Raw genomic sequence first — 19,379 nt, 5'->3', positions numbered from 1 at the left:
TCTCAAGTTAACCAAAAGCTTTCAGAACCAGAAACTAAAAAAATCTATAGTCAAAGAAAAATTGACGTAGAACCAGTTTTTGGATTTATGAAGGCTATTTTGGGTTTCAATCGCATGTCGGTTCGAGGAATAAATAAGGTTAAACGAGAGCTTGGTTTTGTCTTAATGGCGCTAAACATAAGAAAAATAGTAGCTCAACGAGCTACAAAATTATATAAAAATAAAGAAAACGTCAATTTCTATATAATTTCAATAGAAATTGACGTTTATTCTTTAATCAGAAATGTTTATGTCCCGGACTCTTTTGATTTTGTATTAGTATGTGAGAATTAAATTTAAAATGGTCTTTTGGTAGATTTGATATTTGATGAAACAAACACACTTTGTATGTTCAAATACCTACGTAGTTTATAGTACCTCAGTACTTTGATGAATTTAGTATTAAATCACTATTATTGTGCGACAGTTACTGAGAACGGGACTTGTTTAAGCCATTTGTGTTCAGGCTTCTCATCGGTAATTACTTCAATAATATCAGAGGTTTTTGCGAATGAAAGCGTTGAAGATACATCAAATTTACTTTTATCAATAAGGGCAATGACATTTTCACTTTCTCTTACCATTTGTTTTTTTAATTGAACTTCAGGTAATGAAAAGTCGGTCAAGCCATTTTCCAAGGTAAAACCATTTGCAGATAAAAAGAAATAATCAATATGATACATTTCTAATATTTGAGAATCGATATTACCAGTTATCGCATTTGAATCTTGTGAAACAAATCCACCTACAACAAGGACAGTTAAATGTGGATTTTCTTTTAATAAAACGGCATTTTCTAAACCATTTGTAATAATTGTGAGTTCCATTGTAGTTTCCGAAAGTAGCTTTGCTAATTCATAAGTTGTTGAACTCGCATCAATCATAATGCACTGTTGTGGCTTGATTTTTTTTAATGCAGCCTTGCTTATTTTATATTTCTCATCGTGCTTTTGCGTTAAACGATAAGAAAAATTTAATTTAGATCCAATATTTTCTGCGACCTTAGCGCCACCATGCGTACGTGTTAATTTATTTTCACCTTCTAATCTTCTTAAATCGCTTCTAACTGTTGCTTCAGTAACGCTCAAGTAATCAGATAATTGTTTTACAGTTGCTCGTTTATGAGATTTGATATACGTATATATATGTTCTCTACGCTCGTCTGCATACATTTTCATGTGAATCACATCCTCTTTAGTTTCATATTTAATATTAACATAAAATCAATACAAATAAATCGAAATGAAATATAACGAAAATAAACGAAAAAATATTTGTGATAAATGAAAAAATATATTAGAATTGTGCCTATAGATGAAAGCGTTTTCTAAACAGGTAAAGGAGCGGTTAATTATGAATAAGAAAAATTATCCCGAAACAATGAATGCAGTCGTAGCTTACGCACCCGGAGAATATAAATATGAGACAGTTGCAACACCAACGATAGAACACCCCAAAGAAATTATCGTAAAGGTTGAGGCATGCGGTATATGTGCTGGTGATATTAAAGCTTACGGAGGGGCACCTAGTTTTTGGGGTGATGAAACACAACCATCATATATAAAAGCACCTATGATTCCAGGTCACGAATTTATTGCACGTATTGTAGAAAAAGGGGAAGATGTCACAGATTTTGATATTGGAGATCGTATAATTTCAGAACAAATCGTACCATGTTGGGACTGTAGATTCTGTAAGCGTGGAGAATATTGGATGTGCGAAAAACATGATTTATATGGCTTTCAAAATAATGTCAACGGTGGTATGGCGGAATATATGAAATTCACGAAGGAAGCAATTAATTACAAAGTGCCAGAAAATATGGCGTTGGAAAAAGCAATTTTGATAGAACCTTATGCATGTAGTTTACATGCTGTCCAACGCGCTAATATTAAGTTAGGTGATTTTGTTGTCTTATCTGGTGCAGGTACATTGGGTTTAGGAATGGTTGGCGCAGCTAAAAAAGCTGGCGCTGAAACATTAGTTGTATTAGACATGAAGGATGACCGTTTAGAATTAGCTAAATCATTCGGTGCTGATATTGTCATGAATCCTTCAAAAGTAGATGTAGTTAAGGAAATTAAAGACATGACAGAAGGTTATGGTTGTGATACTTATATTGAGGCAACAGGTCATCCAAAATCAGTGGAACAAGGTCTTAGTGCCATTAGAAAATTGGGACGTTTTGTAGAATTCTCTGTATTTGGAGACCCTGTTACAGTTGATTGGAGTATTATTTCTGATCGTAAGGAATTAGATCTAATGGGGAGTCATTTAGGACCTTATTGCTATCCATTAGTTATAGATGGAATACAAAAAGATGATTTTCCAACAGAAGGTGTAGTGACGCATCAATTGCCTTTAAAAGACTTTGAAGAAGGATTTGAATTGATGAAAAAAGGTGAGCAATCACTAAAAGTTGTTCTTGTACCATAATCATATATTTTGCAACATGATGGTGTAAAAGGAGAGTTATAAAATGAAAAAAATGATAAACAACCCGGACAATGTCATTGAGGAACTCATGGCTGGTTATTTGATTGCTTATCCAGAATATATAAGACGTTCTGAACTTCATAAAAGAGCACTCATTGGAAAAAAACGTGATGATAAAAGAAAAGTAAGTATCTTAATAGGTGGAGGCTCTGGTCATGAACCAGCATTTTTAGGCTATGTTGGTAAGGGTATGGCTGATGGTGTCGCGGTAGGCAACATTTTTGCTTCACCTTCGCCAATACCAATACAAGCTGTGACAAGAGAGGTGGATAAAGGGCATGGCGTGCTTTATATTTACGGAAATTACGCAGGAGATTTAATGAATTTTGAAATGGCAAGCGAAATGACAGAGGTAGAAGATGATATTATGACCAAAGCTGTAATTGGTAATGACGATGTCGCATCTTCCAAAGCGTTAGATGATCGAAGAGGCATCGCTGGCGAATTATTAGTCTATAAGGCTGCAGGTGCTGCTGCCGATTTTGGTTATGATTTAGAAGAAGTTAGACGTATTGCTCAATTGGCAAATGATCATACACGGTCGATGGGTATTGGTTTAAGTCCATGTTATTTACCGCAAACTGGAAAACCGAGTTTTGATTTAGAAGATGATGAAATGGAAATTGGTCTGGGTCATCATGGAGAACCTGGAATTGAAAAAACGACAATCCGTTCGGCTAACGAGACAGTTCAAGTCATTATGCAAAATATTTTAAAAGAAGGTTTATATCATGCCGAAGACGAAGTTGTCGTATTAATTAATGGACTTGGTGCTACGTCTCAAATGGAACTTTATATTATTAATAAAGCAGTCAATGAGATTTTGAAAGAGCATCATATCAACCCATATCGAACGTTTATAGGAAATTTTATTACCTCAATGGAAATGGGTGGTTTTTCAGTCACGTTGATGAAAGTAGACGATACATTGAAGGCTTGTATAGATCATCCTATAGATTGTCCAAATTTCAAGGTCATTTAGGAGGTCGTAATTATGACATTAACAAGTGAATTATTTAAAGAATATATATTAGCTTTAACCACATTATTTGAAAGTAAAAAAGACGAACTTTGTGAATTGGATAGAAAAATAGGTGATGGTGATCATGGTATAACTATGGATATTGGTTATCAAGCTGTTAAACAAACAATTCATAATGAATTGACAACACAAAAAGATATTTCAAAAATTAGCGTGGCTGTTGGCAAGCAATTCTTAGACGCTGTTGGTTCCTCTGTTGGTCCATTATACGCTTCAGGGTATTTGAAAGGTGCAGTCGCTGTTAAAAATAAGACAGCATTAGATGATGATGAGTTATATCAATTTTGGATTGCTTTTTGTAAAGGTATCAAAGATAGAGGGAAAGCAGAAATCGGTGATAAAACCATGATAGATACACTAGAACCTTTTTACAAATCTTTAACGCAATCACAACAATTAAGTAAGTCATTTGCAGATGCATATGAAGATGCATTAGATATGGCAAAAGAAGGCATGGAAAGTACTAAAGATATTGTATCTAATAAGGGTAGGTCAAAGCGATTGGGTTATCGTTCACAAGGCCATGTTGATCCTGGTGCTATGTCTGCCTATATGATGTTAGACACTTTTAAAACTTTTATTTAAAAGTATAAATCAAATTCGAGGAGGAATTATTAATGAAAATAGCAATTGGTGCAGACCATAATGGATATGATTTAAAAGAAGCAGTCAAAACACATGTAGAGAAATTAGGACATGTGGTGGAAGATTTTGGTTGTCATCAATGTGCAGAAACAGATTATCCTGATGTCGCTGCTGAGGTTGGGAAAAGCATTCAACAAGGGAACAATGAACGTGGTATCTTGATTTGTGGTACTGGTATTGGTGTAGCAATTACAGCAAACAAATTGAAAGGCATTCGTGCTGCATTAGCACACGATGTTTATTCTGCAGAGCGCGCGCAATTAAGCAATAATGCTCAAATTTTAACTATGGGAGCACAGATTATAGGTATCGAAGCTGCTAAGAAAAATGTTGAGGCGTATCTGAATGTGAGATGGGAAGGCGGCTCACAGCGTAAAGTTGATAAAATAGATGAAGTTGAAGAAAATGAAAATAAATAAAGTTAATAAATGAAAAATGATTATAATAGAAATTTAAAGACTAAGTATCCTTATGGAAAATAGGATGCTTAGTCTTTTGTTAGTTGTTATATCATAAATCAAAAAGGAATTATTTATATGATGAAAGTGAGTAATCCATAGCAATTATATATGTTTGTAGAATTGTCACTGTAATTTTTAAATAATTGTCATATAATATGCTTGAGGAGGATAATTTTATGCGTAGAGTATTATATGCTTTTTTAATTTATACTGTCTTAGGTTTACTAAGCGGTTTTTATTATCGTGAATTGACATTAGCACATCATTTCACTGGAGATACACAACTTGTTGTAGTACACACTCATACACTCATCTTAGGTATGTTTATGCATCTTATTCTATTACCGGTTGTGAAAATATTTAAATTAAGTAGTTATTATTTATTTAACTGGTTCTTTATTGTTTATAACATAGGCGTATTAACAACAATAGGTATGATGTTTACGAAAGGCACATATCAAGTAATTGGATTGCCTATTCCAGAATCTTTCGCAGGATTCGCAGGCATAGGCCATACGATTTTAACTGCTGGATTTATCCTGTTATTTTTCTTATTAAGAAATGCAATAGTAAAAGATCCAAGAGATTAATTAGCAAAGCTGCTAACAATAATGATTGATAAGTGCCCTCCAAATTTTTCATTTTTAAATGTCTACTTTGGAGGACGCTTATCATATTGTTGGCAGCTTTTTACTTTATTAATCTATATACACATATCTCAAGAAAATGATAAACGATGAATTTATATTATTTCTTTGATTTTAATGCATTGTAAAAAATATCTCGTTGTTTTTCTAAGGATAGTGGATCATTATATTGTGTTTCTGTAACATCAAATTTTATAACGTGTTTGTTTTTTACTGCAGTAAGATTATTCCAGTAGTTTCTATTTTCAAAGTCAGGAGACTGATTTCCATTTGTAGCGATTACTGCAAAATCGCCTATATAGTCATCAAAATTTTCTGGATTTATTGGTGTAGCAAATTTCTCTTGTGTAGCTTTTTCAAGTGCTTTAGGCTGTTTCATACCATAACCATCATATAGTATTTCTGTTCCTCTACCTAAATGGTCACTAAATGCCATGGTACCTTTAGGTGTTTGTTGTAATACTGAAATGGTTTTACCTTTGATTAAAGGTGTCAATTCTTTTTTGTCATCAGCCATTTGCTTATCCCAATCTTTAATCCACTGTTGTGCTTTTTCCTGTTCGTTGATTAAGGATGCTAATTTTTTAGTATGATCTTTATAAGTAGATTTTTCTGAATCGAAAGCAACTGTCGGTGCAACTTTTTGTAACTTTTTAATATTCTTATCTTGTATTGTAGTTATGATGAGGTCAGGTTTTTGTTTAGTAACTTGTTCAACACTCGTGTTATCAATACGCTGAATACCTTTAGTGGCATCGTTTAATACTTTGTTTTTATTTACAAATTCAGGTACAGCAACCGGCTTATGTCCAAATTTTACAAGCGCGCCAACATAAGTTGGATGTAAAACAGCTATTCTTTTAGGGACTTTAGGAATTTTAACTTCTTTATCTGTGTCATCTTTAAATACTTTCTCGGATGATTGATTTTCCGGATCGTTCTTTTTATTTGAATCTTCAGTACTACAGCCAACTATACATAAAAGCAGACAAATTAAAATAAATAGTAATTTTTTCACAATTTAGTAACTCCTAATACATGAATTTATGAAAATAAAAGGTTTTCATTGATAATCGTTATCAATTATAGCATAATATAGGAAAGACACAAGGCAAATTTGGGAGGATGCTTTATGGATGATGTTATTATAATTGGTGGTGGACCCGCAGGATTATATGCTAGTTTCTATTCAGGATTAAGGGGAATGCGAGTGCGCATTATTGACATCCAAGATAAGCTTGGTGGAAAGATGCATGTATATCCAGAGAAAATTATATGGGATATTGGAGGATTAGCACCAAAACCTTGTTTTGAAATTATTCAGGATACAGTTAATCAAGGTTTGCATTTCGAACCGGAAGTGAATCTAGGAGAAAGAGTAATTGATATTAGAAAAATATCAGAACAATATTTTGAAGTTGAGACTGATCAAGGCAATGTATTTGATGGGAAATCAGTTATTATTGCGATTGGTGGGGGTATCATTAACCCTAAACAGCTAGATATAAAAGATGCAGAACGATATAAATTGACAAACTTACATTATGTCGTCCAGTCATTAAAAAAATTCAAAGATAAAAATGTGTTGATTTCTGGAGCTGGTAACTCAGCTTTAGATTGGGCTAATGATTTAAGTGGTTATGCAAAAAGCGTCACACTGATATATAGAAAATCTGACATTAGAGGCTACGAAGCTATGAGAGAGAAAATGGAACAACTAAACGTAAAAAAATTGCCAAACACACACATTCATCAATTAATTGGTGACGAAACTCAAACGCAGATTGAGCAGGTTATCTTAGAGAACAATGAAACTGGCGAACATACTGTTAGAACATTTGATGATGTGATTATCAGCCATGGTTTTGATAGAGAAAATACATTACTTGAACAATCATCTGCCAAAGTAGATATGTTTAATGAATATAGCATAAAAGGATTTGGCAATACGTCAACAAGTATTGATGGACTTTACGCATGTGGTGATATCATTTATCACGAGGCTAAAGCGCACTTAATTGCCAGTGCTTTTAGTGATGCCGCAAATGCCGCAAATTTAGCTAAACTCTATATAGAGCCAAAAGCTACACCAGAAGGTTATGTATCAAGTCATAATGATATTTTTAAAGAATCTAATAAAGTAGTTATGAAAAAATATTTATAAATAAATTATTAATATAATTAAAATCGATAGCGAAACTAACGTTGTCGATTTTTTATTAATCTTTATTATTTAATGAATCATTGATTATTTGAGAATCATTTCGGACTATAGCATAATAATTAAGTGAAAATTTATAGGAGATGAATCATGATGATAGAAATAAAACATGCTGCGCCTCATGTGTCGGAGTATAGAAATTTACGTAAGGTGGCTGGGTTAAGTGAGAAATCTCAAAAAGCGGCAGAAAAGGGAATTGCAAATGCTTGTTTTGATGTAACGATCTATCATGAAGAAAATCTTATAGGCATGGGACGTGTTATTGGTGACGGTGGTACAGCATTTCAAATTATAGACATCGCAGTGGATCCTAAATTTCAAGGGCAAGGATACGGTAAAACAATTATGTCACATATTATGTCGTTTATAGAGGCCGAGGCTGAAGTAGGGACTTATGTTAGTTTAATTGCAGATTATCCAGCAGACCAATTATACGCTCAATATGGTTTCGTTACTACTGAGCCACAGTCATGTGGTATGTATATGAAGTATTAAGTTACTATTAAAGGGGTGAATCGCATGTTGGCGATTCACCCCTTTAAATTGTTATCTATTATTTGTTTTCATGAATATTTGCATCTGTGGCATTTGTTCTAGAACGTAAATCAGCTTCGATTTCTTCTAAACTACGCCCACGTGTTTCTGGTAAGTATTTGATGACAAAGATTAATGCACCAATACCAATCACAGCAAAGATTAAGAATACTTGCTCAACCGGTAGAATGTCAGTGAGCATTGGGAAGAACTGTGCAACAAGTAAACTACCTATTGATAGTACTAGCGCTGCAAAGCCTGTTGCAGCTCCACGAGCACGCATTGGGAATAATTCTGGCAACATAACCCATAGTACCGGTCCCCAAGTAAAACCAAAGAATATAATGAATAAGGTTAAACAAGCGACAATAATCCAAGCGGATGATTGAATACCAATCGTCCAAATTAGGATTGCCATAATTAACAATGAAGCAACCATACCGATATTACCTGTAACTAATAGACGTTTACGGTCAATTTTATCTATTATCATAATAGCAACAATAGTAATCAAGACATTGACTGTGCCAATTCCTACTGTTCCTAAAATTGAAGTGGCATCACCTAATCCAGCTTTACTGAAGATTGTAGGTGCATAATATATGATTGCATTGATACCAATAATTTGTTGGAGTAGTGCAAAAATACTTCCGATTATGAGCGTAGGTCTCAACCAAGGTGATTTCAAGACATTCCAAGTACTTTCAGAGATACTATTGATTTCTTTCATATCTGCGATTTCTTTATCAATTTCACTATCTTTAAATGTCAATTTCATAACGTCACGTGCTGCTTTTTCACTCTTATGTTCAAGTAACCATCTTGGACTTTCAGGCATAAATGCAACACCAACAAGTAAAATAGCAGAAGGAACGATAGCAAGACCTAACATCCATCTCCAGCCTTCTATAGGTGTGAATGCATAGTTAATTAAGTATGAGGATAAGATACCAATTGTAATCATTAATTGGTTTAACGAGCTTAGTGAGCCACGTTGTTCAGTAGGTGCCATTTCTGACAAGTAAACTGGAACAATAGCAGTAGAACCTCCTACAGCTAAACCAATGATTAGACGCCCGATAACTAATACAGGCATGGATGGTGCTAGTGCCAATATTAAAGATCCAACAATATATATAATCGCAATGATAAATACGACACGTCTACGGCCTAGCTTATCTGACAGTGGACCACTAGCACCTGAACCTACAATGGCACCAACTAACATTGATGAAACAACGAAACCTTTTGTAATGCTATTTAATGGTATGTCATCACTAATAAATAACAAAGCGCCAGAAATGACTCCCATGTCATAACCATAGAGTAACCCTCCCAATGCGCCCAAGAAAAAGATGAGTTTTTTATTCACTTTAATTCCCATAAAGACCCTCCTGATAATATTCGATAGAGATAAGTATACGCTTTCATATATTACTTGTAAATATTAAAATATAAGATTTTTATTTATTAATAACTATTTATATGAGATATAATTTTATTGAGATAGAAATAAAAAAGGCTTACGTTTAAATTAGTATAAAAATAAACCTTAACTACTTTAATGTAAAAAGAAGTTAAGGTTTAAGTTAAAATTATGCTTCAAAATCAATGACAACTCTACCTGAATTAGTATGTTCAAGAACTTGCTTGATATTATCTTCAAGTTCATTGAATTTGATTACTTTTTTAATATCGTGTAAGTGATTCGGTTTTAAATCTTTAGCTAAGCGACGCCAAATATGTTTACGTTGTCTCATCTCAGTATAAACAGAATCAATACCTATGATACTTGTACCTCTTAAGATAAATGGGAATACCGAGCTATCAAAATTTGTTCCTGCTGTCATACCGATAACAGCAACCATACCATTATAGTCTAATTGTTTAACGATTTGGCTTAAACTTTCGCCACCAACAGGGTCAATAACACCTTGCCAAGTTCGTTTGCCAAGGGCCTTATGATCACTGTTAGTGATGCGTGAAATAACTTCTTTAGCACCTAGTGCTTTCAATTTATCCTCTACACCACTTTTGCCAGTACTAGCAACGACGTCAAATCCAATTGAATCTAGCATCATAATAGCTAATGTACCAACGCCTCCAGTTGCACCACGAACAAGTATATCTTTCTTTTCAATTGAAAGTCCGTCATGTTCTAACTTTTCAATAGCTAATCCGGCTGTATATCCAGCTGTGCCATAGATCATAGCTTCTTCTAAAGTTAAATCTTTTGGTAAGGGTACAATCCATTCTTCTTTAACACGAGCATATTCACTAAAACCACCGAAATGGCTAGTACCTAAACCATAACCAGTAACTATGACTTCATCACCTTGTTCGAAAGCATGCGTATCTGAATGTTCTACAACACCAGCTAAATCAATGCCTGGAACCATTGGATAGGAAGAAACAATTTTTGAATTTTCCACTGTTGCAAGGGCATCTTTATAATTAATTCCAGAATATTTAACTTTAATAAGCACTTCACCTTCTGGAAGATCATCTATGGATATCTCTTTATATTGATTCGTTACTTTGCCGTCTTGTTCTTCGACTACAAAGGCTTTGAATGTGTTAGTCATTACTGAATAGCGCTCCTTATGAATAAATTTACGAACAATTAAAAAACTAGACCTACTTTATCACGTAATTGAATATTACACAATATGGCGAAACTATTGTAATTATAAGAAAGCGTTTTAATTTAAAAAAACTTTTAATTTGCATAGAATGTCATTGATAAAATGTCATCAGAGGCAATGATTAATTTAATAGGAAATGGTTTTTAACATAGTAACATAATGTCGATTTTAGTATAATTACAATAAACTGATAGTAAAGGGTGAATGAAAGATGGAGCAGTCAATTGAGTTAGTTAACACAGAAGAAGTTGAAGTATTACGAACGTTGAGTATCAATACGTTTAAGACAACGTTTGAGCATGGAGAATATACTGACGAAGACTTTAATGCTTATTTTAATGAAGCGTATGCAACCAAGCAATTGTTAAGCGAGTTACAAGATGATAATTCATTCACCTATTTTTTTAAAGATGATGATGAGATTGTTGGTTACTTTAAATTAAATATTAATGAGGCACAAACTGAAGCAAAAGGGGACGAATACCTTGAGGTTCAACGTATATATTTCTTACCACAAGCTCAAGGTGGGGGGAGAGGTAAACGTGTTTTAGCGTTTGCAACAAAAAAAGCACGTGAATTAAATAAAACTAAAATATGGTTAGGTGTATGGGAACATAATGTCCAAGCTTTTAATTTTTATAAAAATCAAGGACTACGTGTGACGGGTGAACATCAATTTTATACTGGTAATGTTGTGGATACCGACTTAATCATGGAGAAAAATATCTAACCATAGTGCATAAGATAATAATGTGTTGTTATTTAAACTGTTGTAAAGGTGTAATATATCTATATAAACTTAAAAATTGTTTTGATTTTGTTAAATTTATATTTTCTTTCGAAAGAATTTTGACAAAAGATGTTTATTTTTGAATTTATAGTGAATAACAAAATAATTCTCATTAAGCCTAATGGATAGAGAAAGATACATATTAAGTAAACTTTGGGTAATGAGTATTAAAAATTCAGGGAGGTTTTCGTATATGAAAAAATTATTAGCAGGTTTTCTGACTTTATCTTTAGCACTTGCTGCATGTTCAAATGGAAGTGATGATGACAGTAGTAAGAAGGATGATAATTCAAAAGACAAGCAATCTTCTGAGGACAAATCAAAAGATTCTAAGAACGATGATAAAAAGAACAATGATTCTGATAAAGACAAAGATTCAAACAAAAATTCAGATAGTAAATCTAATGACAGTAGTTCAAGTGATAGCAGTGATGACAATGATGCAAATAACTCAGATAATACATCAAGTGACAATGGAACTGATGAAAATGGTGACAGTTCAAGCTCAAATGCTAATGGCGATAATGCAACAAGTAATAATGATAATGCAAACAATGTTGCATCTTCAGAAAGTAATAGTAATTCGAATGATTCAACGAATGATGCCAATGGAAATGACTCAAACGGAAATGTAAATGCAAATGGCAACTCAACACAGTATGTAGCGCCATACCAAGGCCAAAATGCAGTACCTGTTGCACAAAATATCACATCTGGTAGTAACGATTCACAAGCTGCATTACAAAACTTACCAAACTTTCAAAATGCTTTAGATAATGCTACAAACGAAGTGAATCGTTTAAATGGCCAATCTAATCCATACAATGATTATGCAATAGAAGGAAGCGAAGGCAACTATAGCTATATCTTTAGTTTCCAAAATCAAGCACAACCAGGCACATATGCGATTGCTACTGTTGACCAACAAGGGACAGTTAGAGTGGTTGATCCAGCATATCAACAATAAAATAAGATATAAAAAAGTGAGTCAGACTTAACACAATGTCTGACTCACTTTTTAATTATATAGCTGTACAAAAACATTTATTGTTTGGATTTAATACATTTTTGAATGATATGAGAAATCGTTTCAAATGCGTGATTATCCTTATTGATAAATTCAGTATGATTGAGTTCTTTCATTTGATGGCTGATTAAATCATTTAACAGTGCCTTAGCGTCACTGTAGCGCACTGTAGACAATGCGTGCATAACGTCATCATATACGCCACGTTCTGATACATAATGTTCATGGTTTGGCGTATATTGACATACGATTTTGTCTATCGTTAAGGCATCAAAGATAATGGAAGAATAGTCTGTCAATACAATATCAGATACGAGCAATAAATCTTGTACTTCAATATGTGAAGGGGCAATGATTGCATTATCAGGAATATAATTTGATTGATCTTCAATATGACCTTTGAATATTACATTATATTTGTTGAGTAGCCCATCACTAATGGGTAATAAATCATTTTCGTCAAATTGCGAACGCCAAGTTGGTACATATAATAGCGTTTCTTTATCGGAATCTAATTTAAGTTCCTGCTTTATAAAAGAAATGTAATGCTTATCAGTTTCTTTGTCCAGTAAATATCTTACTCTTGGATAACCACAATTTAAAAGATGTGTGTGTTGTTGAGGAAACGCTGATTTAAAATGATCAATAATTGATGCACAATCACTGACGAAATAATCTTGTTGTAACCATTTATTATATTTACGAGCTCGGTAATTATAAATATTGAGATTTTGTGTTGGTTCAGGACTATCTAAGAATAGTTTTTTGATTGGTGTGCCATGCCATAATTGAATGATGGTACCGTTGGGTTTCAAATTATCAGGAATATAACTTTCCAATATAACAACTCGGGCACTTTCTATTAATAATTTGGCTTTAGGATCATCAGTTTTAATAAAATTCGGACCATTAACATCGTTTGTGATGAAATAGATCGGCAGTTTAGAAAAATGTTTTGCAAAGTGATTGAATAAGTAGCGTGAATTACCTCTGAATCCATAATCAAACCCTAAAAATACAATGTGGTCTTTGACTTTTGCTTCATCTTTTTTATAAATGTAACTCATATTTTGGTGTTTTTTTATAAAGTGATTGTGCGTCATTTTATAAAACCAATGCGGTATCATGAAATGTGTGTGCTTTAAACATTTATCTGTGAAACGCATTTGATCAGGAGCCAATACTTCATTTTGTTTAAACGGTACAGGGTGGTTATGTATATATGCCAATTTATTTAAATTGAATTTCGTTGTATTTAATAGTGTTAGTTTTTTGATATTGTGCCAAATGGCATTGCTTGTTATAAATTCAGAATGAAAGTTAAAAACGACATGGCTATCTGTAGAAACATCGTCTTGTATTAATGAGATAAGTGCTAAATCGAATATATTATTAATGTCAAAATGGTTTAATATAGTTTGCGTCGTTTCTATGTGAAATATGACATTAGGAAAATGATTAATATTTTCAATCCAATCATTGAAAGTGATTTCCGCTTTGCCGAAGTAAGTGCAATCATTAGCATATTGTTGTTCAACAGTATAATCGGGTACAATTGTACATGGTTTTATTTCCACAGCTTCAAGCATTGGTTGATATATTTCTATGGTGTCATTGATTAAGACGAAGTGTGTATAGCCTTCGTGTATTGCTTTCTCCAGCTCTGATTCTAAAAGTTGAACTGCAGTAATTTCAATTTGTTTTATCATTAATATCCCTCTACTTAAAAGTTAATAACCATATTTTACCACGATACGCGTTTGAGACAAAAGATAACACTGGATAAAAACACATGACAAAATAGTCTTTTTTTAAATTTAAACTTTACATCAATGTAAGATTAATGTAAATATATGAGATGTATCATTTTATTTAGAAATAAAATCACAAATTATTATTGAATTTGTCATAAAAAATGCTATAATTTAATTGTGAAAAAAATCACAATAACAAAGCTTTTTTATACTCAACAATAAATAAAGAAAGTAGAAGTGAGTCGAAATGTTCGTAGATACGTTTAACCCTTTTGATAACGTACTGTTATCATCAATTGTTGCAGCAGTACCTATTGTATTATTTCTTTTATGTTTAACTATTTTTAAAATGAAAGGGATTTATGCATCGATTACTACTGTAGTTGTTACGGTTATCATTGCGATAGTCTTTTTCAAACTTCCTGCAAATATTGCCTCAGGAGCTGTTGTAGAGGGATTTTTCCAGGGTATAATTCCGATTGGTTATATTGTTGTGATGGCAGTGTTACTTTATAAAATCACAAATGAGACAGGCCAATTTGATACGATACAAGATAGTATATCAAGTATTTCGCAAGATCAACGTATTCAATTGTTATTAATTGGATTTGCATTTAATGGATTTTTAGAAGGAGCAGCTGGATTTGGTGTTCCTATCGCTATTTGTGCGTTATTGCTTACACAATTAGGATTTGCACCATTACAAGCAGCCATGCTTTGTTTAATTGCAAATGCTTCAGCTGGTGCATTTGGTGCTATTGGTTTACCAGTAACAGTCATAGATACATTAGGCTTACCTGATAATGTGTCAGGGATGGCGGTTTCTTCTATGTCTGCTTTAACACTTGTTTTTATGAATATGCTTATACCATTTTTATTAATATGGATTATTGATGGCTTTAAAGGAATTAAAGAAACGCTACCAGCTATACTTGTGGTCTCTATTACATTCACGGTGCTACAAGCAATAATTACTGTGTTTATAGGTCCAGAATTAGCGGATATTATACCGCCATTAGGGGCAATGATGGCGCTTGCATTATTTTCTAAAAAATTCCAACCAAAACATATCTTCAGAATTAATAAAGACGAAAAGCCTCAAAAAATAAACAAACATCATCCTAAAGAAATTGTGTATGCATGGAGTCCTTTCGTTATTTTAACTGTCGTTGTCATGATTTGGAGCGCGCCTTATTTTAAATCTTTATTTGCGCCAGGTGGTGCTTTAGAAGCGTTAGTTTTCAATATATCATTACCAGGTACTTATAGTGAAATAGCTAATAAAGCCATTACATTACCACTCAATATAATCGGACAAACAGGAACAGCTATTCTACTCGTCATAATTATCACCATTTTGATGTCAAAAAAAGTTCAATTTAAAGATGGTGGACGTTTGTTTATCGTTGCATTTAAAGAGTTATGGTTACCAATTATTACTATTTGTTTTATTTTAGTTATTTCAAAATTAATGACCTATGCTGGTTTAAGTAATGCAGTAGGTGAAGGCATAGCTAAAACTGGTAGTATTTTCCCATTGTTATCACCAATACTAGGATGGATTGGTGTGTTCTTAACAGGTTCAGTAACGAATAATAATACATTATTTGCACCAATTCAATCAGCAGTTGCAAGTAATATTGGCGCGAGCGGTGCATTACTAGTGTCTGCAAATACTGTTGGTGGGGTTGCAGCAAAATTAATCTCACCTCAATCAATTGCTATTGCCACAGCTTCGGTACAACAAGTTGGTAAAGAATCAGAATTACTTAAAATGACACTGCGTTACAGTGTGGCTTTACTCATCTTTGTATGTATTTGGACATTCTTATTAAATATTTTTATATAGAATCACAGAGCTTTCAAGACAATTTACTTCTATAATAAATTATTGCTACAAAATCCCTCTAAGTAGACATTTACATGTCAGCTTGGAGGGATTTTAACTTATGTGTATAAAGATAAAATAATATAAAAGTCAGTACGATCAATATTATGTGTCAAGCATGTGTCTGAATGAGAGATATATGGCATCTGGTCCATAATTCTCAACTGTTTGATAACCATTTTCGATAATGACTTGATCTTTAAATTCTTGATTAATAAGGCGTCTTAATTTATTAGATAAAGCATTAACACTTTCATGTTCTACTAAATAGCCATTAACATTATTGTTAATAATAGAATCAGGTCCCACATTGCCATCAAAACTTATAACTACGCTACCTTGATTCATTGCTTCTAATATAACCATACCAAAGCCTTCATTACGTGAGGGAATGACTGTAAGTTCACTTTTTGATAATTGTTCATTCAATTGTTGTGTTGATCCTTGAAGAAAAATAATGTCTTGTAGATTATAGTTATGAATCAACTTGGATAAATTACCTTGTTCATGCCCCTCACCGTATATATGGACTTGGTAACCCAATTGTCTCACGTTTTGTTGAATAGGATTTATGCTTTCTATAAGTAGGTCAAATCCTTTTTCATATTCCAAACGTCCGGCAGCGCAAATACGTTTCTCTTTATTAGCATGTAAACGCGTTTCATTAATTATATTTGGAATTACAAAAGTTGGGATGTGTATATAATCTTGGTATTTTATTTTATCTGCTTCTGTTAATGTTGTTAATTTATCTAAATTTTTATAGGCATTTATGATTTCTTGTTGATAAGCTTCAGGATGTGCATCGAAATTCATGTGTTCCATACCAACTTTTTCACATTGTCTAGGTGCATGTTTAGAAATAAGAATATTGAAACTAGCACGTGTTCCAATTAAGACATCTGTATTGGTTTGTTTAATTGCTTTAATCATTTTCTTTTCTATATAATGTGAAAATTGATTAAGACCTGGTTCATATTGAGAAATATGTTTTGGTTTTGAAAATGGTGTCCATTTAGTAATACGATTAAAAAAGATGTCTTTAAAGTTAAAAGGATGAAATTGATAATTAATTATAGATTTAACTTTAATTGCTGGATTGATGTCGAAATAAGGTGAGGTATCTCCCTTGAATACGGAAACAATTTCTACATGATGTCCTTTTTCAGCCAGCACATTAGCCATTTGAGAGATAGATTTTACTGTTCCACCCATTGCATAAATGTTATGCATGAAAAAAGTGATTGATTTCATAAAAACCTCCAGTAGTACTTTACTTAAATTGAAATACATTATAGCACGAAATGTGTCGTTTATATGTATGTTTTAATATGTTTTGAAACATTGTATTAAATAAAGTATACCTTGTTTTAATAAGTATAATCATTAAATTATGATATATTCTAGTTAACACATATTAACAAAATTTGTGTAGAATTACTGAAAGCCCTTTTTTCATGTGCCAATTACGTATATAATTAAAGAGGTATGAAGTAATCGTATTATTGCATTACATACATAAATGACAATAAGACGAATTTTTTATTTTTAAGTTATAGAAAACGCTTTACTAATTTAATATATGAATTTTAAAAGTAAAGATAACGTTTCTATTAAACACATATAAAAGGGGGACTGTATTTGTTATGAGTACACAACATAGCAAAACAGATGTCATCTTAATTGGTGGCGGTATCATGAGCGCAACATTAGGAACGATTTTAAAAGAACTCGCACCTGAGAAAGAAATTAAGATGTTTGAAAGATTATCAACACCTGCAGAAGAAAGTTCTAATGCTTGGAATAATGCTGGAACAGGGCACTCTGCATTATGTGAATTAAACTATACAAGTGAAAATAAAGACGGCACAATTGATATTAAAAAAGCTGTTAAAATTAATGAGCAATTCCAAGTATCAAAACAGTTTTGGAGCTACCTTGTTAAACAGGGGCAACTCGACAACCCAGAAGCATTTATTAAGCCGGTACCGCATATGAGCTTTGTGCAAGGTGTTCAAAACGTAGACTTTTTAAAAAAACGTGTAGAAAGATTAAATAAAAATATATTGTTTAGAAATATGGTTTTGACTGATGATAAGGAGAAGATTGCTGAATGGACGCCTTTAATTATGGAAGGTCGTACATCTAATATTCCAATGGCGATGAGTTATGACAAAACAGGCACAGATGTTAACTTCAGTGCATTAACTAAAAAATTATTTGAAAATTTAGAAGATAAAAATGTAACTCTAAATTATAATCATGAAGTCGAAGACATTAAACAACGCAAAGATGGGGTATGGGAAGTTAAAGTTAAGCAACTTGACACTAACATTGTCGAAATTGTTGAAAGTGATTTTGTGTTTATTGGCGCAGGTGGCGCAAGTTTACGATTATTGCAAAAAACAGGTATTAAAGAATCAAAACATATTGGTGGTTTCCCAGTAAGTGGATTATTTTTAGTGTGTAGAGATGAAGCAATTACTAAAAAACATTTAGCGAAAGTATATGGTAAGGCACCAGTTGGCGCGCCGCCTATGTCTGTACCGCATTTGGATACAAGATATATAGATGGCAAACGTACTATTTTATTTGGACCGTTTGCTGGTTTTTCACCTAAATTTTTAAAAACAGGATCAAATATGGATTTAATTAAGTCTGTAAAACCAAATAACTTGATTACGATGTTATCTGCAGGAATTAAAGAAATGAGTTTAACTAAATATCTTATATCACAACTGACATTATCTAATGAAGAACGTATGGAAGATTTGCGTCAATTTGTTCCCAATGCCAAGAGTGAAGATTGGGAAATTGTTGTCGCAGGCCAAAGAGTTCAGGTGATTAAAGATACTGATCAAGGTAAAGGCACATTACAATTTGGTACAGAGGTGATTACTTCTGAAGATGGTTCGTTGTCTGCATTATTAGGTGCTTCACCAGGTGCTTCTACTGCAGTAGATATCATGTTAGATTTATTGAAACGTTGTTATAAAGATGATTTTAGTGGTTGGGAAGAAAAAATTAAAGAAATGGTTCCTTCTTATGGTATGAAATTATCCGATAATGAAGCGCTTTATACACAATTGAATAAAGAAATTACCAAATATTTGAAAATTAACTAATAGCATATTGAACTTACGGAATAGTATTTGAAGGGAGTTTATTTTCTATTTAATTAATAACAAAA

The 19,379-nt window shown here is 32.7% G+C and carries 18 protein-coding genes; 12 read left to right on the top strand and 6 right to left on the bottom strand.

Annotated elements, in window-relative coordinates; translation table 11 throughout:
* Positions 1 to 333, top strand: a 333-nt coding sequence (locus BTJ66_RS04545) for a transposase (protein ID WP_153043315.1), incomplete at its 5' end; no start/stop codon positions are given.
* Positions 334 to 452: 119 nt separating this feature from the next.
* Here BTJ66_RS04545 and BTJ66_RS04540 read toward each other — a convergent pair.
* Entirely contained in the window at positions 453 to 1,217 is a 765-nt protein-coding gene (locus BTJ66_RS04540; protein WP_099089788.1) for a DeoR/GlpR family DNA-binding transcription regulator, read from the bottom strand.
* 175 nt (positions 1,218 to 1,392) lie between these two features.
* Between BTJ66_RS04540 and BTJ66_RS04535 the strand changes: the two genes are divergently transcribed.
* The 5 genes from BTJ66_RS04535 (at position 1,393) to BTJ66_RS04515 (ending at position 5,273) form a co-directional block, all read left to right on the top strand.
* Positions 1,393 to 2,475 carry an MDR/zinc-dependent alcohol dehydrogenase-like family protein gene (locus BTJ66_RS04535; protein ID WP_099089787.1) on the top strand — a complete coding sequence of 361 codons (1,083 nt, stop codon included), beginning with the start codon at positions 1,393 to 1,395 and terminating at the stop codon, positions 2,473 to 2,475.
* Between the two features lie 43 nt (positions 2,476 to 2,518).
* A complete protein-coding gene (locus BTJ66_RS04530) occupies positions 2,519 to 3,517 on the top strand; it encodes a dihydroxyacetone kinase subunit DhaK (RefSeq protein WP_099089786.1) in 999 nt (332 codons plus the stop codon).
* A gap of 12 nt (positions 3,518 to 3,529) precedes the next feature.
* The gene (gene dhaL, locus BTJ66_RS04525) at positions 3,530 to 4,162 is read left to right on the top strand and encodes a dihydroxyacetone kinase subunit DhaL (RefSeq protein ID WP_099089785.1); all 633 of its coding nucleotides are present in this window, start codon (positions 3,530 to 3,532) and stop codon (positions 4,160 to 4,162) included.
* Between the two features lie 32 nt (positions 4,163 to 4,194).
* Positions 4,195 to 4,641, top strand: a complete 447-nt coding sequence (gene rpiB, locus BTJ66_RS04520) for a ribose 5-phosphate isomerase B (protein ID WP_099089784.1) — start codon at positions 4,195 to 4,197, stop codon at positions 4,639 to 4,641.
* Positions 4,642 to 4,859: 218 nt separating this feature from the next.
* Complete coding sequence (locus BTJ66_RS04515; protein ID WP_099089783.1) at positions 4,860 to 5,273, top strand: DUF2871 domain-containing protein; 414 nt, start codon at positions 4,860 to 4,862, stop codon at positions 5,271 to 5,273.
* Positions 5,274 to 5,430: 157 nt separating this feature from the next.
* Here the strand turns inward: BTJ66_RS04515 and BTJ66_RS04510 are convergent, their stop codons facing one another.
* Complete coding sequence (locus BTJ66_RS04510) at positions 5,431 to 6,348, bottom strand: ABC transporter substrate-binding protein (protein WP_099089782.1); 918 nt, start codon at positions 6,346 to 6,348, stop codon at positions 5,431 to 5,433.
* A gap of 114 nt (positions 6,349 to 6,462) precedes the next feature.
* On the opposite strand from BTJ66_RS04510, the gene BTJ66_RS04505 reads away from it, so the two are divergent.
* A complete protein-coding gene (locus BTJ66_RS04505; RefSeq protein ID WP_099089781.1) occupies positions 6,463 to 7,494 on the top strand; it encodes an NAD(P)/FAD-dependent oxidoreductase in 1,032 nt (343 codons plus the stop codon).
* 150 nt (positions 7,495 to 7,644) lie between these two features.
* The gene (locus tag BTJ66_RS04500; protein ID WP_099089793.1) at positions 7,645 to 8,046 is read left to right on the top strand and encodes a GNAT family N-acetyltransferase; all 402 of its coding nucleotides are present in this window, start codon (positions 7,645 to 7,647) and stop codon (positions 8,044 to 8,046) included.
* Between the two features lie 58 nt (positions 8,047 to 8,104).
* On the opposite strand, the gene glcP is transcribed toward BTJ66_RS04500, so the two are convergent.
* Positions 8,105 to 9,469: a glucose transporter GlcP gene (glcP, locus tag BTJ66_RS04495; protein ID WP_193433010.1), complete on the bottom strand. Its 1,365-nt coding sequence runs from the start codon at positions 9,467 to 9,469 to the stop codon at positions 8,105 to 8,107.
* Positions 9,470 to 9,680: 211 nt separating this feature from the next.
* Complete coding sequence (locus tag BTJ66_RS04490) at positions 9,681 to 10,670, bottom strand: acrylyl-CoA reductase family protein (RefSeq protein WP_099089780.1); 990 nt, start codon at positions 10,668 to 10,670, stop codon at positions 9,681 to 9,683.
* Positions 10,671 to 10,941: 271 nt separating this feature from the next.
* Between BTJ66_RS04490 and BTJ66_RS04485 the strand changes: the two genes are divergently transcribed.
* Together BTJ66_RS04485 and BTJ66_RS04480 are read left to right on the top strand one after the other, a co-directional pair.
* Positions 10,942 to 11,460: a GNAT family N-acetyltransferase gene (locus BTJ66_RS04485; RefSeq protein WP_099089779.1), complete on the top strand. Its 519-nt coding sequence runs from the start codon at positions 10,942 to 10,944 to the stop codon at positions 11,458 to 11,460.
* Positions 11,461 to 11,713: 253 nt separating this feature from the next.
* A complete protein-coding gene (locus BTJ66_RS04480) occupies positions 11,714 to 12,487 on the top strand; it encodes a hypothetical protein (protein ID WP_099089778.1) in 774 nt (257 codons plus the stop codon).
* A 77-nt stretch (positions 12,488 to 12,564) separates the two neighbouring features.
* Here BTJ66_RS04480 and BTJ66_RS04475 read toward each other — a convergent pair whose 3' ends face one another.
* Positions 12,565 to 14,256, bottom strand: a complete 1,692-nt coding sequence (locus BTJ66_RS04475) for a CDP-glycerol glycerophosphotransferase family protein (RefSeq protein ID WP_099089777.1) — start codon at positions 14,254 to 14,256, stop codon at positions 12,565 to 12,567.
* A 292-nt stretch (positions 14,257 to 14,548) separates the two neighbouring features.
* Here BTJ66_RS04475 and BTJ66_RS04470 point away from each other — a divergent pair, with 292 nt between their 5' ends.
* Positions 14,549 to 16,150 carry an L-lactate permease gene (locus BTJ66_RS04470; RefSeq protein ID WP_099089776.1) on the top strand — a complete coding sequence of 534 codons (1,602 nt, stop codon included), beginning with the start codon at positions 14,549 to 14,551 and terminating at the stop codon, positions 16,148 to 16,150.
* A gap of 144 nt (positions 16,151 to 16,294) precedes the next feature.
* Here the strand turns inward: BTJ66_RS04470 and BTJ66_RS04465 are convergent, their stop codons facing one another.
* Positions 16,295 to 17,443 carry a glycosyltransferase family 4 protein gene (locus BTJ66_RS04465; RefSeq protein ID WP_099089775.1) on the bottom strand — a complete coding sequence of 383 codons (1,149 nt, stop codon included), beginning with the start codon at positions 17,441 to 17,443 and terminating at the stop codon, positions 16,295 to 16,297.
* Between the two features lie 392 nt (positions 17,444 to 17,835).
* Between BTJ66_RS04465 and mqo the strand changes: the two genes are divergently transcribed.
* Positions 17,836 to 19,314: a malate dehydrogenase (quinone) gene (gene mqo / locus BTJ66_RS04460; protein ID WP_099089774.1), complete on the top strand. Its 1,479-nt coding sequence runs from the start codon at positions 17,836 to 17,838 to the stop codon at positions 19,312 to 19,314.
* Positions 19,315 to 19,379: the final 65 nt, after the last annotated feature.

Source organism: Staphylococcus edaphicus (assembly GCF_002614725.1).
Lineage (GTDB): Bacteria > Bacillota > Bacilli > Staphylococcales > Staphylococcaceae > Staphylococcus > Staphylococcus edaphicus.
The sequence above is the reverse complement of the archived record's forward strand: the minus strand, read 5'-3'. Positions and strand labels throughout refer to the sequence as shown.

What these genes read in the sequence shown, in the direction of transcription:
- BTJ66_RS04540 (WP_099089788.1), bottom strand. Translation starts at nt 1,217, where the DNA reads ATGAAAATGTATGCAGACGAGCGTAGAGAACATATATATACGTATATC.
- BTJ66_RS04535 (WP_099089787.1), top strand. Translation starts at nt 1,393, where the DNA reads ATGAATAAGAAAAATTATCCCGAAACAATGAATGCAGTCGTAGCTTAC.
- BTJ66_RS04530 (WP_099089786.1), top strand. Translation starts at nt 2,519, where the DNA reads ATGAAAAAAATGATAAACAACCCGGACAATGTCATTGAGGAACTCATG.
- dhaL (WP_099089785.1), top strand. Translation starts at nt 3,530, where the DNA reads ATGACATTAACAAGTGAATTATTTAAAGAATATATATTAGCTTTAACC.
- rpiB (WP_099089784.1), top strand. Translation starts at nt 4,195, where the DNA reads ATGAAAATAGCAATTGGTGCAGACCATAATGGATATGATTTAAAAGAA.
- BTJ66_RS04515 (WP_099089783.1), top strand. Translation starts at nt 4,860, where the DNA reads ATGCGTAGAGTATTATATGCTTTTTTAATTTATACTGTCTTAGGTTTA.
- BTJ66_RS04505 (WP_099089781.1), top strand. Translation starts at nt 6,463, where the DNA reads ATGGATGATGTTATTATAATTGGTGGTGGACCCGCAGGATTATATGCT.
- BTJ66_RS04500 (WP_099089793.1), top strand. Translation starts at nt 7,645, where the DNA reads ATGATAGAAATAAAACATGCTGCGCCTCATGTGTCGGAGTATAGAAAT.
- glcP (WP_193433010.1), bottom strand. Translation starts at nt 9,469, where the DNA reads ATGGGAATTAAAGTGAATAAAAAACTCATCTTTTTCTTGGGCGCATTG.
- BTJ66_RS04490 (WP_099089780.1), bottom strand. Translation starts at nt 10,670, where the DNA reads ATGACTAACACATTCAAAGCCTTTGTAGTCGAAGAACAAGACGGCAAA.
- BTJ66_RS04485 (WP_099089779.1), top strand. Translation starts at nt 10,942, where the DNA reads ATGGAGCAGTCAATTGAGTTAGTTAACACAGAAGAAGTTGAAGTATTA.
- BTJ66_RS04480 (WP_099089778.1), top strand. Translation starts at nt 11,714, where the DNA reads ATGAAAAAATTATTAGCAGGTTTTCTGACTTTATCTTTAGCACTTGCT.
- BTJ66_RS04475 (WP_099089777.1), bottom strand. Translation starts at nt 14,256, where the DNA reads ATGATAAAACAAATTGAAATTACTGCAGTTCAACTTTTAGAATCAGAG.
- BTJ66_RS04470 (WP_099089776.1), top strand. Translation starts at nt 14,549, where the DNA reads ATGTTCGTAGATACGTTTAACCCTTTTGATAACGTACTGTTATCATCA.
- BTJ66_RS04465 (WP_099089775.1), bottom strand. Translation starts at nt 17,443, where the DNA reads ATGAAATCAATCACTTTTTTCATGCATAACATTTATGCAATGGGTGGA.
- mqo (WP_099089774.1), top strand. Translation starts at nt 17,836, where the DNA reads ATGAGTACACAACATAGCAAAACAGATGTCATCTTAATTGGTGGCGGT.